Consider the following 14,307-nt stretch of genomic DNA (forward strand, 5'->3'; position numbering starts at 1 on the left):
GGCACGAACCTCATGCATTTCTGTCACAATCCGCCGAATCTACCCCCTTGTTCCCGCCATCGAGGAAATGCCATGGCCAGCGATTTGATCAAACATGTCTCCGACGCCAGCTTTGACGCCGACGTCCTGAAATCCACCGAACCCGTGCTGGTCGATTACTGGGCCGCCTGGTGCGGCCCCTGCAAGATGATTGCCCCGGTGCTCGACGAAGCGGCCGGCGCCTACCAGGGCAGGCTCACGATCGCCAAGATGAACGTGGACGAAAACCGCGAAGTGCCGGCCAAGTTCGGCATCCGCGGCATTCCCACGCTGATGCTGTTCAAGGGCGGGCAGCTCGCCGCCACCAAGGTCGGCGCGATGAGCAAGGCCCAACTCACCGAATTCCTCGACCAGAACCTCGGCTGAACCAGCGGCCTCGCGGCGGCGCCCTGCCGCCGCTGACGGACCCTCGCCCATGCGCCCGCCCTCGCGGCGGGCTTTTGCTGTCATAATCCTCCCCGATCACCGCCGCGCACCATCTGACGCGCGGCAGGCATGCAGATCACCGGCTTGCCAGAACATCCCGACCGACGGATGCTCGTCTGGCAACCAGCCACCCTCCCCTTTTTTGCCCGACATTGCCACTCCCTGACCGGAGTCCATTCATGCACCTGAACGAATTGAAGGCCCTGCACGTCTCCGAAGTGCTCAAGCAGGCCGAAGCCCTGGATATCGAAAACGGCGGCCGCATGCGCAAGCAGGAGCTGATGTTCGCCATCATCAAGAAGCGCGCCAAGAATGGCGAACAGATCTTCGCCGACGGCGTGCTCGAAATCCTGCCCGACGGCTTCGGCTTCCTGCGCAGCCCCGACACCAGCTACACCGCCAGCACCGACGACATCTACATCAGCCCCAGCCAGGTGCGCCGCTTCAACCTGCACACCGGCGACATGATCGAAGGCGAGGTGCGCACGCCCAAGGATGGCGAGCGCTATTTCGCATTGAACAAGCTGGAAAAGGTCAACGGCGACCTGCCCGAGAAGAACAAGCACAAGGTGATGTTCGAAAACCTCACGCCGCTGTTCCCCAAGGAGCAGATGAAGCTGGAACGCGACATCAAGGGCGAGGAAAACATCACCGGCCGCATCATCGACATCATCGCGCCCATAGGCCGCGGCCAGCGCGCGCTGATCGTCGCGCCGCCCAAGAGCGGCAAGACGGTGATGATGCAGAGCATCGCGCACGCCATCACCGCCAACTACCCGGACGTGACGCTGATGGTGCTGCTGGTCGACGAGCGCCCCGAGGAAGTGACCGAGATGCAGCGCTCGGTGCGCGGCGAGATCATCGCCTCCACCTTCGACGAGCCCGCCACGCGGCACGTGCACGTGGCCGAGATGGTGATCGAGCGCGCCAAGCGCCTGGTCGAACTCGGCAAGGACGTGGTCATCCTGCTCGACTCCATCACGCGCCTGGCGCGCGCCTACAACAACGTCGTGCCGTCCTCGGGCAAGGTGCTCACCGGCGGCGTCGATTCCAACGCGCTGCAGCGCCCCAAGCGCTTCTTCGGCGCGGCGCGCAACATCGAGGAAGGCGGCAGCCTCACCATCATCGCCACCGCGCTGGTCGATACCGGCAGCCGCATGGACGAGGTGATCTTTGAAGAATTCAAGGGCACCGGCAACAGCGAACTGCACCTGAACCGGCGCCTGTACGAAAAGCGCGTGTTCCCGGCGATCGAACTCAACAAGAGCGGCACGCGCCGCGAAGAGCTGCTGCTCGCGCCCGAGATCCTGCAGAAGACCCGCATCCTGCGCCAGTTCATGTACAACATGGACGAGATCGAATCGATGGAACTGATGATCAAGAAGATGCGCGAGACCAAGAGCAACGTCGACTTCTTCGAGGCCATGCGCCGCGGCGGCTGAAGCTTCCGCATGACGCAATGATCTCGCCGCGCTTGGATGACGGGGTGAGGCTGAAACCCGTCATTGCGTCATTTTCCGTATAATGCGCAGTTTCCCGGAAAGTACGCTGCATGGTGCGGCGCGGCTCCCGAACCACACCACCCAAGGAATCCACCATGCGTGAAGGCATTCACCCCGACTACCGCGAAGTGCTGTTCGTGGACCTGTCCAACGGCTTCAAGTTCGTCACCCGTTCGTGCGTGAACACGCGGGAAAAAGACACCTTCGAGGGCAAGGAATACCCGCTGTACAAGCTCGATACCTCCAGCGAATCGCATCCCTTCTACACCGGCACGCAAAAATCGGTGGACAACATGGGCGGCCGCGTGGAGAAATTCCGCAACCGCTTTGGCCGCGGCGCCGCCAGATAAACGCCCACCCAGCAACGCGTTCAGCGGGCGGCCCGCCCCGGCGCAACAAGGCAGCCCGGTACGCCGCGCTGCCTTTTTTGTCGTCTTCCGTGTTGACTTCCGACCTGTGATACGCCCCACCCCCGCCATCGTCGCCCAGGCTGCCGTGCGGCCGCTGCCACGCTGGGCCCTGCTGTTGCTGTGCGCCGCCTATGTGCTGGCCGGCTTCTTCGGGCGCGACCCGTGGCGCGGCGACGACATGCAGGCCTTCGGCTTCATGCGCGCGATGGCGCTGGGCCAGACCGACTGGTCCGCCCCGCTGCTGGCCGGCCAGCCGCCGGAAACCGGCGGTCTGCTGCCACTGTGGCTGGGCGCCGGCGCGATGCGCCTGCTGGGCCATGGGCTGCCGCTTGAAATCGCCAGCCGCATCCCCTTCATCGCGCTGCTCGCGCTCACCCTCTTCGCCGCCTGGCATGCGGTCTATCACCTGGCGCGCAGCCCGCTGGCCCAGCCGGTGGCCTTCGCCTTTGGCGGCGAGGCCGATCCGCACGGCTACGCCCGCGCCATCGCCGATGGCGGCCTGCTGGCATTGATCGCCTCGCTGGGGCTGGCGCAGTTCTCGCACGAGGCGACGAGCAACCTCACGCAACTGGCCAGCACCACGCTGCTGCTGTATGCCGCTGCGGCGCTGCGGCGCCACCGCGCCTTGCCGGGCGTGGCAGCCGCCGCGGGGCTGCTCGGCCTGACCCTGAGCGGTGCGCCGACCCTGGCGGTACTGCTGGGCACGGGCAGTGCGGTCCTTGCCCTCACCGGCGATGGGCGCGATGGGCCGTGGCGCACGCGCCTGCGCAGCGCAGCCCTGCTGCTTGCATTCACCGCACTGGCCGCCGCATGGGCCACATGGCACGGCCTCTGGCGCTGGCGCATTGCCTTGCCCGGGAGTGCACAGGAATGGCTCGCCATCCCGCGCCTGCTGCTCTGGTTCATCTGGCCGACCTGGCTGCTGACGCTGTGGACACTTTGGCGCTGGCGCCACCTGATCGCCGCGCGCGCGCACCATCTGCTGCTGCCGTTGTGGTTTGGGGGCGTGGCGCTCGCCGTCACCTGCCTGGTAGCGCCCTCCGATCGCGCGCTGCTGCAAGGGTTGCCGGCCTTCGCTGCCCTGGCCGCGTTTGCCCTGCCCACGCTCACGCGCAGCGTCTCGGCCATCATCGACTGGTTCACGCTGCTGTTCTTCAGCGTGGCCGCCATCACCGTCTGGGTGATCTGGCTGGCGGTGCAGACCGGCATCCCCGCCACACCGGCGGCCAACGTGGCGCGGCTGGCGCCCGGCTTTCAAAGCCACTTCGCGCTGCTCCCGTTCGCCGCGGCGCTGGCCGGCACGATCGCCTGGTGCGCCCTGGTGCGCTGGCGCACCGCACGCCACCGCGCGGCCATCTGGAAGAGCCTGGTTCTTCCGGCAGGCGGTGCCGCGCTGGGCTGGGTGCTGCTGATGACGCTGTGGCTGCCGCTGCTCGACTACGGCCGCAGCTACGCGCCCCAGGTGGCGCTGCTGCGCCAGGCCATCACCGAGGCAAACGCCGGCGCCCCCCCGCGGGCCAACGACTGCGTGGCCGGCTACGGGCTCGACCAGCCCCTGGTCGCGGCGCTGATCTACCAGGGCGGGCTGGATGTCGCTGCGCCGGCGCAGGCGCATCGGTGCCACTGGGCCATCGTCGACCCGGACGCCGACGCGCAGATGTTCGAAGCCCTGCCGCCCGACGACTGGCAGCAGGTTGCCATCGTCACGCGCCCCACGGACCGGCGCGACCAGCTCACCGTGCTGCGCCGGGCCGGACGCTAGTGCGCAAGCGTTCGGGCATCGCACAGCATGCGCTCACGGTACTCGTGGGCCAGCTGGCGGTCATGGCCTTTGGCGTGACCGACACCATCGTCACCGGGCGCTATTCGCAGGATTCGCTGGCCGCGCTGTCCATAGGCTCGGCCGTGTTCGTGAGCGTCTATGTCGCCGTCATGGGGCTGTTTCAGGCGCTGCTGCCGATCTGGGCCGAGCACCACGGCGCTGGCCGCCCCGTGGCCATCGGCGCCAGCGTGCGCCAGTCGTTGTATTTATGGCTGGCCGCATCGCTGCTGGGCATGGCCGTGCTTCTTTCGCCCGAGCCCATCCTTCGGGCCACGGAAGTGCCGCCCGCGCTGCGCGGCGAAGTCCGCAGCTACCTCGCCATCCTCGCCTTCGGCCTGCCGCCGGCGCTGCTGTTTCGCATCTACAGCACGCTGAGCCAGGCGGTGGATCGGCCGCAATTCGTCACCTGGCTGCAGATGGGCTCGCTGCTGCTCAAGGTCCCGCTGTCGCTGTGGTTCACCTTCGGCGGCGCGGGCCTTGCACCGCAGGGCGCGCCCGGCTGCGCCTGGGCCACCTTCGCCGTCAACTATGCGCTGCTGGCCGTGGCGCTGGTGATGCTGCGCCGCCAGGGCGCCTTCCGCCCCCTGGCGCTCTGGCAGCCAATCGAGCGCCCCGACAGCGTGCAACACAAGCACTTTCTGCGGCTGGGCCTGCCCGCGGCGCTCTCGGTCATGGTGGAGGTCACCTCGTTCACGCTGATGGCGCTGTTCATCGCGCGCCAGGGCGTGCTGGCCGCCGCCGCGCACCAGATCGCCGCCAACCTCGCCGCCGTGCTCTACATGGTGCCGCTGTCGCTCGGCATCGCGGTCAGCGCACATGTGAGCTTTTGCCGCGGCGCCGGCGACGAGGGCCAGGCGGCCCGCCTTGCATGGAAAGGATTTTTGGCTGCAGCGCTGATGGGGTGTGCGCTGGCAACTATTCTTGTGATAGCAAGAAAGCCCTTGAGCGCGCTCTACACCACCAACGCCGACGTCGCGCGGCTTGCGGCCCGGCTGCTCGTCTGGGTCGCCGCCTACCACGTGGCCGATGCGATGCAGACGCTGTGCATCTTCGTGCTGCGCAGCTACCGCATCACGCTCATGCCGCTGCTGGTGTACGGCGTGCTGCTCTGGGGCCTGGGCCTGGGCGGCGGCTATGCGCTGGCCTACCACGGCTGGGCCGGCTTCGGGCCGTGGCATTCCCCCGCGCCCTTCTGGGGCGCCAGTGCCGCAGCGCTGCTGCTCACGGCCACCGCCTTCGCCGGGCTGCTGCTGCTTGCCCTGCGCGCCCACACCGGCCGCGACGAAGGCAAAAAATCGCCCTCGTGAACCGCTACAATCGACGACTCTGCGGAGAGGTGGATGAGCGGTTTAAGTCGCACGCCTGGAAAGCGTGTGTAGGTTAATAGCCTACCGCGGGTTCGAATCCCGCCCTCTCCGCCAGACTGCACGGCAACGTGTTTACAACCCACACAGATGATGGACGGTGTGAGCAACCCCATTTGCCACCCGTTTTTCATCGCATCAAGCCAGGGCTGTCGGTGCAAGAATAGACCGGCGCCATAATGCGTCCCCTTAAGGGCACGCTTTCGCGATCGATCCACTCCCAACCAGGTCAACGAACCAAGGACTACACGGATGTCACTGCTGGCTCACCTGTCGGTCGAAGAGCTCGGGCACCTGTTGCAGACCATGGAGCGATCGCTGCAGGTTGACAGCCATTACGCGCTCTTCAATTGGTTGCACAAGGATGTGCAACGCCTGATTCCACATGAAGTCGTGATCGCGGCGTGGGGAGATTTTTCACTGGGTCTGGTCTGTCACGACGTCGTCTCGTCGCTGGAGGGTTTTCGTACCCGCAGCTTCAGCGACACCACATTGCAGCCGTTCACAAGCTGGCTTTTCGATCGCTGGATGGGGCACCGTTTCCAGCCCTTCATCAATGAAGCGTTCACGGACTCCGCGCTCCAGAGTCTGGAAGGCGAAAGCACGATCCAGACCTTCCAGGACATGAAGACCGGCTTGGTCCACGGCATCAAGGATCAGCGCGGCCGCCACGACTGCCTGTATGTGTTGCTGACAGACAACGAACTGCCCGACAAGCGCAAGACGCTCGAATCACTGCGGTTTCTGCTTCCCTACATCGACGCATCATTCCGGCAGATATCGCACCTGCCAGGACAATACTACGGCCAGCCGCGCGACATACCTTCGTCGGGAAACGAAGCGGAGGACACTGACGGCAGCAACAACGCCGCCGTCGAGGAACTGAGCGCGCGCGAGCTCGAGATCATGGCATGGGTGCGCAAAGGCAAGACGAATTCGGAAATCGGCACCATCCTGGACATCAGCGCGTTCACCGTGAAGAACCACATGCAGCGCATCCTGAAGAAGCTCGATGTGCTCAACCGCGCACAGGCCGTGGCCATGATGGACAGTTACCGACATCCATCGCCACGCAAATAAAAAGCCCGCTGATGTCAGCGGGCTTTTTTCCTGGGCTGGACTACCCAGCCAAGACTCAGGCTGCCAAGGCGCCCGGATCAGCCTTTTGCTTGCGGCGGCGTGCCAGACCACCCAGACCCAAGGCCGAGAGGAACATCAAGGCAGCGCCGGGGAGCGGGGTTGGGATGAAGGTCACCAAATCTTGCAACTTCGGATCAACGCCAAAATTCTCCAGCTTGACAATCTTGTACCCATCATTCCAAGCAGTCGGGTTAGCGTTGAGCCATGTCAGCCAATTTTGCGCCTGAGCGACCGCTTCGGCGCTGCGAGGGGCCGCCGTAGAAACCGCCTGGAAGTTGCCAGCATTCAAGTCATATGTGCTGTCTCCTCCAATCACTTCCCAAATTGCCAATTGCATTGCGGCAGACGTCACCCTGTCGGTCACAGAACCGCCGAACTCGGTAAACAGGCGCTTGAGTGAATTAGCCCAAGACTCCGCCAGAACGGTCGGTTCCTCGACCGTCGAGTAGTCGCTTGTCACCCCGGTTGGGAAGTGCCGCGCCACCTCAATGCACCAAGCGAGGATATTCTGCCCAGCAGTAAGTGGTGTGGTGTTATCAGCAGTATTGATATGAACATCAAACCCACCGACATACATGTCGGTGAACACACCCGGCGTGCGCGTCACGGACGCTTGAGTTTCGCCGCCGAACGCTCCTCCATTGTTGGTGAGATTGACCGTTTCCGCAAACGCCTGCGGCGCCGAGAACGTGAATGCCGCAACACACAGCGACGCGGCAAGGGTTTTACTAAACAGTTTCATGGTCCATCCCTCGGACAGGTTTGAGAAAAACTATGGTGCTATCTTAATGCGAAGCCATTGACTACTGCAATGGCTCCATCGGACTAGTCGGCGCGTTGAACCTGCGGTTCCGCGCTCAGCAGGCCAAGGGTGACTTGGCGGCCTGCTTGCGGCGGGCCAGGCTGCCGAACCCCAGTGCCGACAGGAACAACAGTGCGGCCCCCGGCAGCGGCACTTCGCTGACCTGGACAAAGGTGATCAGATCCTGCGCACCAGGCACCCACTTGCCGCGCTTGTAATACCCATCACTCTCCAGTTGCACCACCTGCCAGCCGATGGCCGTATCCTTGCCACTCTTGATGTCGGAAAGCCAGCTGTTGGCCAGGTTGGCGGCGTTGTTGAACGCCGCAGTGCCGCCACTGCCAGCCTGTTCCTTGACCTTGCCCGTCCTCACGTTGTAGTCATCACCGTAAACCAAATCCCAGATCGCCATCTGCATGGCAGCCGCGGCCGTGGTTTGCTGGGTTTTGGTTCCAGCCGTCAGATCCGCGCTGTGGGCGGTGAACAGCTTGAGCACCGAATCCACCCAGCTGGCGGTGACGCTCTCCACCACCGTATAGGTGTAGCTGGCGCCCTTGGAGACGGATTCCGTCAGCTCGACGCACCACGTCAACAGGGGCGAAGTCAGGCCATCCAGCACACTGCTGCCCGAATGCCCCGTGACCGTGACGTGCTGGGCGCCCACGCTCGTGCTCTGCCAGTTGGTGCCCGTGCCCGTATTCACGTCAACCTTCATCACCGTGCCCGGGTCGATGCCGTTCACCTTGACCGTCACCGTGGACGCGAAAGCTGCCGGCGCGGCCAGTACAAACGCCGCAGCACACGCCGTCGCCGCCAGCGTCTTGGTCAGAAAATTCATGGGTACCTACCTCTCGGAATCGATGGATTTGAAAAAATTATGACCGGATGCTACATGACAGCCACCGGCTATCGCAATGGTCCTATCGACCTAACGGCGCCATGCCAGTGTGGTGTTGCACGCTGGAGCGCCCAAAACAAAGCCCGCCTTGACGGCGGGCTCAGGGTTGCGTGAAGCTCAATCAGGCGGCAGCAGGCTCCGACCCGGTTGCCTTGCGGCGTGCAAGCCCCAGTCCCAGGGCCGAGAGGAACATCAAGGCGGCGCCAGGCAGCGGCACGGCATTGACGACCGCCGTGATCTGGTCCTGCGCCGTAGTGCTGTTCAAGCGGATGATGCTGTAGCTGCCCTTCGCCGTATCGGTAGACAGTCCATCCAGCCAGCCTTGTGCAATCCCTATCGCACCACCACCCGCCGAATTGGCCTTGAAATTGCCCGCCGAAAGGTTCAGCGTGGTGTCACCCCCCACGATCTCCCAGATCGCCAGCTGCATGGCGGCAGAGGTAGCGGCCGTGGTCACGTCCGCATAGTGGTTGTTGAAAAGCTTGGTGAGGTTGTCATACACCGTGCCCGTCAGCCCGCGCACCACGTCATAGACATAGGAAGTGCCAAAACTCACCCCCTGGACCAAATCCACGCACCAGGTGAGGAGTGTCGAGCCGTTGGCAAACGTGGAATCCATCGGATTGACGACCGTCGTCTGGAACTGACCGGCACGCCCGCCGTAGGTCACCGCGGGGCTGAGCGACGTAATGTTGACGTTTTCATAGCCCGGAGTGAAGTTGTCGAAGTGAACCTTGACTTGCTCCGCCTGCACGCTCATGGCGGCGCATGCCAGCGCCACGGAGCCCAGAGCGACGGAAACGGTCTTCATTGAGAAAAATTGCATGATCAATAGCCTCCAGTGCGATTACATCCGGTTCACCATTTGATCCGGCTGAATCAGACTGTAAGTAGCCTGCCGCAGTTGCGCAATGATGCGTTAGGACTAATTGACCCAGTCTATTGACCCATGGATGGCGTCGTTGCCGGCGGCGCGTTCAGCACGCCATAGTCGTGGCGATCGGCCAGCACCTCCCCGACCAAGGCAGAGTCGATCGTCGTGCAACCACCGCCAAACCCGTAGACCAGCGCCATGTCGCACAGAATGTTGATGCTGCGGGGAATGCCCTTGGAGGCCTCGGCGATCAGGATGACGGCTGCCTTGGTGAACAGCGGCTCCTCGCGCCCGGCCACCTTCAACCGGTGCAGGATGTAGTGCGCCACCTCGGGCACGGTCAGCGGCGGGATGAAGAAATCGACCGCTATGCGCTGGGCGAACTGCTGCAGTTCGGGCTGTTTGAGCAGGTCGCGCAGCTGCGGCTGGCCGACCAGGATCACCTGCAGCAGCTGGTCTTTGTCCGCGTTGATGTTGGAGAGCATGCGCAGCGACTCCAGCGCGCTGGCCGAGAGGTTCTGCGCCTCGTCCACGATGAGGATGGCGCGGCGCCCCGCAGCGTATTCCTTGATCAGAAAGCGCTGAAACGCGTCATAGCGCGCCACCGGCGACATGCCTTCGTAAGGCTGCCCGAAGGCCAGCATGATCCATTCGAGCAGGTCAGCGATGTCCCGGTGCGTGTTGTAGACCAGCCCGACCGTGAGCTCCTCGCCCAGGGTGTTGAGCAGGTGGCGGATCAGCGTCGTCTTGCCGCAGCCGATTTCGCCGCAGATGACGGAAAAGCCCGCGCGGTTCTGGATGCCGTACTGCAGCATGGTGAACGCCAGCGCGTGGCGCTTGCTGAAGTACAGGAACTCCGGGTCGGGCTGGATGGAGAAGGGTTTCTCGCGCAGCCCATAGTAGGCTTCATACATGTGCTGTCAGATTCCCGCCAGTGCCTTCTTCGCCTCATCCGCGGCCGCAAACGGTGCTCCTTTCGCGGCCAGATCAAGTGCCTGCTGCAGCGCCTTGCGCGCGCCTTCCTTGTTGCCCTGCGCAAGGAGGTTCATGCCCAGGTGGTAATTCAGCGTCGGAGAATCAGGCATGGCCTTGGCCGCGTCGCGCAGCGGGCCGGCGGCTTCGGCGTAACGTTTCATGCGGTAGGCCGCCCAGCCGACGGTATCCAGGAATTGCGGCATGGCACTGCCACGCAGGCCCTGGGCCAAATCGTAGGCACGCTTGTAACTTGCCTCGTCACTGCGCGCGTCGCTCAGCAGGCTGGCCAGGTTGTTGATCACCACCTCGGCGTTGGGGCGCTGTTTGAGCAGTTTTTCATAGAGCGCGACGGCATCGTCGACCTTGCCCTGCTGCTCCAGCAGGCTGGCGCGCATGAGGTTCAGGCCGAAGTCACCGGGCACCTGCGCCAGACCTTTTTGCAGCGCGGCATCGGCCTCCTGCAGCTTGCCTTCACCCGCCAGCAGGCTGGCGAGGCCCAGGTAGGCCGGCGCATTCCTGGGGTCGCGCTGCATCAGACCTTCATAGCCCTGGCGTGCGCCCGCCTTGTCGCCCGCCTGTGCCGCCAGCTGCGCCTGCAGCAGGCGGGCGTCATTGTTGTCGGGTGACGCGGCAAGCACGGATTTGACGAAATCCTGCGCCTCCTTGACTTTGCCCGCGCGCACGTAGCTGGTGACCAATGCCACCAGGGGCTGTGCCTGGTCCGGCGATAGCTCATAGGCCTTTTTGTAGGCGGCAATGCTGCTGTCCAGCTCATTGCGCGCCGCATCCACCGCCCCCTGCAGCTGGCTGGCCGCCACCTGCTGGTTGCCCATCTTGGCCACGATGTCCGCCACTTTTTGCGCAGAGACCGCGTCTCCGGCGGCAAGATACGACTGCGCCAGCAGCTGATACGCCGGCAGATAGGTCGGATTGGCCTGCAAGGTTTCGCGCAGCGCAGGCTCCACCAGCCGGGGCTTGCCCACGCGCATGAGGAATTCGGCATAGGGCATGGCAAAGATCGGGGCAAACTTGCCCTCCTGCGCGGCGCGGGCATATTCCTCCTGCGCCAGTTCCTTGGTGCCCTGCATTTCCAGCGCACGCCCCAGCAGCGCGTGCGCCTGCGCCGAGGACGGCGCATCACGCAAGACGGTGCGCAGATCCGCCACGGCATCGTCCAGGCGGCGCTCATCCATGGCCACGCCGGCGCGCAGCAGCAGCGCCTGTTCGTTGCGCGCGTCGGCCTTGAGTACCTCGGCGATCAGCGCGTTGGCCTCCGGCTTCTTGCCGGCTCCCAGCAGGTCGGCCGCCAGGGCGTCCCGGGCCCGCAGACCCGCCGGGTCCGTGCCCGCATCGGCCATGACCTCGCGCCACAGCGCCTGGGCTTGCTCAGGCTGCTTCTGCTGCACGCGCAGGTTCGCCAGCATGAGCTTGAGGTCATAGGCCTTGGGTTCCTGCTGGATGAAGCCCTGCAATTCGCTCGCCGCCGCATCCTGCCCCTTCACCTGGCCGATGAAGCGCACCAGTTCAAGCTTGGCCTCCATATCCTTGGGCAGGTCCTTCACCGTCTCGCGATAGACCGCCTCGGCCTGCTGGGGCTTGCCATGGCTCATGAAGAACTGCGCCAGCATGTGGCGCAACACCTTGTTCTCCGGGAAATAGCCGATCAGCTTGCGGAAAATCGCCTCGGCTTCGTCCAGGCGCTTCATCTTCTCGAGCGCCTGCACCTTGATGAGCTGCAGCGCCACGTCGCGGTCATTGCCGGCCAGGGCCTGATCCAGGTATTTGATCGCCCCATCGCCATCACGCTCGAGCAGGCGCGCGGTGGCCAGCACGACCAACGCGTCCACCTGCCTGGGGTTGCCCTTGAGTGCCTGTTGCGCCAGGTCCACGCCCTTGGCGTGGTCACCGAGCTTGAACATCACCGCCGCACGCAGCGCCAGCACATCGGCATCACCCGGCTTGATCTTGTCTGCTTCTTCACTGACTTTCAGCGCCTTGTCCATCTGGCCCGCGGCCAGCAGCAGCTTGCCCAGCTTGAGCTGCGCCTGCAGATTCGCCGGATCGAGCTCCACCACCTTGCTCAGCAGGCCGTAGGCGCGGTTCCAGTCGCTGTTGCGCTCGGCGATCAGCGCCATGCCGTAGAGGGAGGGCACGTCATTGGGCGCAATCTGCAGCGCGTTCTGGAATTCCAGCCTGGCCTTGACCAGGTCGGATTGCTCCAGATAGGACTGGCCCTTCTTGGCGAACGAGGCGACTTTCTCTTCCGGCGACGAACACGCCGCCAACCCCAGGCTCAGCGCCAGCACCAGCGCAGTGGCCGCAACGCGGGGCCAGGGGGCCCGTGGCGATCGATTGGATTGCTGCATCTTGCTTCCCCTCAGCCCGGTTGGATGGGGCTCAAAATTCATCAAATTCATAGCTGTCAGCGCATGCCAGCCGTGCGTTAACGGCCTATTTGACCAAAAATCACTTGGGCACATAGGGCCCAAGCAGCGGCACTGCCAGCCGGGCAAACGCCGTCAGCCGGGCATCCGCCGCGCCGGCGGGCTCGCCCGGGCGCATCGGCGTGACCATGCGCACCAGCGCGCCATCGGTGCGGTTGCGCAGGATGGCGTCTTCCAGCAGGAACCACTTCATCAGGTACTCGTTGGAGATGCGCCGCCCGCGCTGCTCGAACCAGTAATACACCAGCTGGTGCGTATTGTCCTTGGAGATCACCACGCGCACCACCTCCAGCGGCGTGCCGTCGTTGAGCCCCAGCTTGGCATCGCGGATGTCCGAAATCACCCAGCCGCCGCCCGGTATGCAGACCTGCGGCGAATGCGGCGACACGCCCTTGCGCTGCGAGGCGTAGTAGGCGGTGTAGAAATTCACCACGTCGCCGGCCTCGTCGCGGTAATCGGCCAGCACGTAATCGGTGAAGCCCAGCGCCTGCTCCACCTGGATGGAGAGCGAAGACTCCGTCGCGCGCCAGTTGCCCAGCTCCAGCGGGAAGGTCGCCAGGTTGGAGCGCAGCGGCCGCACCTCCTCGCGCCCGCCCACGGCCATCGAGGCCGCCCAGCCCACCAGCAGCAGCAGCAGCGCCGCCGCCAGCGGGCGCGACCAGCGCGCGCTGAACACCCCGGTGGGCGTGGCCACCGGCGGCAGCGGAATCTGCTGCTGCACCTCCATGAAGCTGCGCTTGCGCGTGAAGCGCTCGATCAGCCAGATCTCGGCCATCAGCACCAGCTGGCAGACGAGGAAGATCACCCAGCCCTCGAAGTAATGCAGAAAGCCATCGGCCATGCCGTTGCCCCAGCGCGCCACCAGCACGCCCACCATGGCAATGCGCGCGCTGTTGGTGAGCACCGTGATCGGAATCGCCGAAAGGAACACCAGCACCCGCCAGACCATCCTGGCCGGATAGATGTAGGCCATCAGAAAGCTCAGGCTCAGCAGCGGGTACAGGTAGCGCAGCCCGCTGCAGGCCTCCACCACCTGCAGCTTGTAGTTGCCCAGGTCGATGACGTTGCCTTCCAGGTACACCGCGTAGCCCAGCGCGCGCAGAAAGCCCACGCCCATGCTGGAGGACAGCAGCTGCAGCCGCCAGGAAATCTGCGAATCGATGAAATACGGCAGCGGGATGGCGAACAGCAGAAAGGCAATCGGCAGCCAGCTCACGCGCAGCAGCGACACCCCGCCATAGCACAGCACCAGGCCGACGAGCGCCAGCAGAAAGCCGAACTGCACCGCCAGAAACAGCGCCGTCACCTCCCCCAGCACCAGCAACAGCGCCGCCACCAGCAGCAGCACCAGCCCCCAGGCCGAGGGCGCGCCGCGGCTCTTCTTGAGCACGTCGCGCCGATACCACAGCAGAAAGAGCGAAATCAGCGGCAGGAAGAAGCCGTGGCTGTATTCCTCCTGGTTGTACCAGCGCCCCACCAGCTCGGACAGACCACCCCAGAACGCGGCGATCGCCAGCAGCACACCCAGCAGCAGCAATTGCTCGTTGCGGGCCAATCGAAAGGTAAAGCGCACGGGGGATGGTTCCTCAGAGAAGTAGGGCGATGCTATCA

At 64.4% G+C, this 14,307-nt stretch carries 12 protein-coding genes and 1 tRNA gene; 7 read left to right on the forward strand and 6 right to left on the reverse strand.

The window, feature by feature from the left end; all coding sequences use genetic code 11:
- Positions 1-72 precede the first annotated feature (72 nt).
- The 7 genes from trxA to epsA all read left to right on the forward strand — a co-directional run bounded on the left by trxA (position 73) and on the right by epsA (position 6,643).
- Positions 73-405 carry a thioredoxin TrxA gene (trxA, locus tag K320_RS0114350; protein ID WP_024539523.1) on the forward strand — a complete coding sequence of 111 codons (333 nt, stop codon included), beginning with the start codon at positions 73-75 and terminating at the stop codon, positions 403-405.
- Positions 406-644: 239 nt separating this feature from the next.
- Positions 645-1,907, forward strand: a complete 1,263-nt coding sequence (rho, locus tag K320_RS0114355) for a transcription termination factor Rho (RefSeq protein ID WP_024539524.1) — start codon at positions 645-647, stop codon at positions 1,905-1,907.
- A gap of 155 nt (positions 1,908-2,062) precedes the next feature.
- On the forward strand, positions 2,063-2,317 hold the full coding sequence (locus K320_RS0114360; protein ID WP_024539525.1) for a type B 50S ribosomal protein L31: 255 nt from the start codon (positions 2,063-2,065) through the stop codon (positions 2,315-2,317).
- A gap of 106 nt (positions 2,318-2,423) precedes the next feature.
- A complete protein-coding gene (locus K320_RS0114365; RefSeq protein WP_024539526.1) occupies positions 2,424-4,139 on the forward strand; it encodes a hypothetical protein in 1,716 nt (571 codons plus the stop codon).
- Positions 4,139-5,506, forward strand: a complete 1,368-nt coding sequence (locus K320_RS0114370) for an MATE family efflux transporter (RefSeq protein WP_024539527.1) — start codon at positions 4,139-4,141, stop codon at positions 5,504-5,506. The genes K320_RS0114365 and K320_RS0114370 overlap by 1 nt, the downstream gene beginning before the upstream one ends.
- A 23-nt stretch (positions 5,507-5,529) precedes the next feature.
- Positions 5,530-5,620: transfer RNA gene (locus K320_RS0114375), tRNA-Ser, on the forward strand.
- A 195-nt stretch (positions 5,621-5,815) separates the two neighbouring features.
- Positions 5,816-6,643: an XrtB/PEP-CTERM-associated transcriptional regulator EpsA gene (gene epsA / locus K320_RS0114380; RefSeq protein WP_024539528.1), complete on the forward strand. Its 828-nt coding sequence runs from the start codon at positions 5,816-5,818 to the stop codon at positions 6,641-6,643.
- A gap of 55 nt (positions 6,644-6,698) precedes the next feature.
- Here the strand turns inward: epsA and K320_RS0114385 are convergent, their stop codons facing one another.
- The 6 genes from K320_RS0114385 to xrtD all read right to left on the reverse strand — a co-directional run bounded on the left by K320_RS0114385 (position 6,699) and on the right by xrtD (position 14,269).
- Positions 6,699-7,445, reverse strand: a complete 747-nt coding sequence (locus K320_RS0114385; protein ID WP_024539529.1) for a thioester domain-containing protein — start codon at positions 7,443-7,445, stop codon at positions 6,699-6,701.
- 115 nt (positions 7,446-7,560) lie between these two features.
- The gene (locus K320_RS0114390; protein WP_024539530.1) at positions 7,561-8,343 is read right to left on the reverse strand and encodes a Cys-Gln thioester bond-forming surface protein; all 783 of its coding nucleotides are present in this window, start codon (positions 8,341-8,343) and stop codon (positions 7,561-7,563) included.
- A gap of 181 nt (positions 8,344-8,524) precedes the next feature.
- Positions 8,525-9,214, reverse strand: a complete 690-nt coding sequence (locus K320_RS0114395) for a hypothetical protein (protein ID WP_024539531.1) — start codon at positions 9,212-9,214, stop codon at positions 8,525-8,527.
- Positions 9,215-9,342: 128 nt separating this feature from the next.
- Complete coding sequence (locus tag K320_RS0114400; RefSeq protein ID WP_024539532.1) at positions 9,343-10,191, reverse strand: ExeA family protein; 849 nt, start codon at positions 10,189-10,191, stop codon at positions 9,343-9,345.
- Between the two features lie 6 nt (positions 10,192-10,197).
- The gene (locus K320_RS0114405; protein WP_024539533.1) at positions 10,198-12,618 is read right to left on the reverse strand and encodes a tetratricopeptide repeat protein; all 2,421 of its coding nucleotides are present in this window, start codon (positions 12,616-12,618) and stop codon (positions 10,198-10,200) included.
- Between the two features lie 100 nt (positions 12,619-12,718).
- Positions 12,719-14,269, reverse strand: a complete 1,551-nt coding sequence (xrtD, locus tag K320_RS0114410; RefSeq protein ID WP_029696191.1) for a VPLPA-CTERM-specific exosortase XrtD — start codon at positions 14,267-14,269, stop codon at positions 12,719-12,721.
- Between the last annotated feature and the right edge of the window lie 38 nt (positions 14,270-14,307).

Source organism: Comamonas badia DSM 17552 (assembly GCF_000484635.1).
In the GTDB taxonomy this organism is placed as follows: domain Bacteria; phylum Pseudomonadota; class Gammaproteobacteria; order Burkholderiales; family Burkholderiaceae_C; genus Comamonas_C; species Comamonas_C badia.

Bases quoted from the DNA above. Each gene is read 5' to 3' on its own strand.
- K320_RS0114390 (WP_024539530.1), bottom strand. From the start codon at position 8,343: ATGAATTTTCTGACCAAGACGCTGGCGGCGACGGCGTGTGCTGCGGCG.
- trxA (WP_024539523.1), top strand. From the start codon at position 73: ATGGCCAGCGATTTGATCAAACATGTCTCCGACGCCAGCTTTGACGCC.
- rho (WP_024539524.1), top strand. From the start codon at position 645: ATGCACCTGAACGAATTGAAGGCCCTGCACGTCTCCGAAGTGCTCAAG.
- K320_RS0114385 (WP_024539529.1), bottom strand. From the start codon at position 7,445: ATGAAACTGTTTAGTAAAACCCTTGCCGCGTCGCTGTGTGTTGCGGCA.
- epsA (WP_024539528.1), top strand. From the start codon at position 5,816: ATGTCACTGCTGGCTCACCTGTCGGTCGAAGAGCTCGGGCACCTGTTG.
- K320_RS0114405 (WP_024539533.1), bottom strand. From the start codon at position 12,618: ATGCAGCAATCCAATCGATCGCCACGGGCCCCCTGGCCCCGCGTTGCG.
- K320_RS0114360 (WP_024539525.1), top strand. From the start codon at position 2,063: ATGCGTGAAGGCATTCACCCCGACTACCGCGAAGTGCTGTTCGTGGAC.
- K320_RS0114400 (WP_024539532.1), bottom strand. From the start codon at position 10,191: ATGTATGAAGCCTACTATGGGCTGCGCGAGAAACCCTTCTCCATCCAG.
- K320_RS0114395 (WP_024539531.1), bottom strand. From the start codon at position 9,214: ATGAAGACCGTTTCCGTCGCTCTGGGCTCCGTGGCGCTGGCATGCGCC.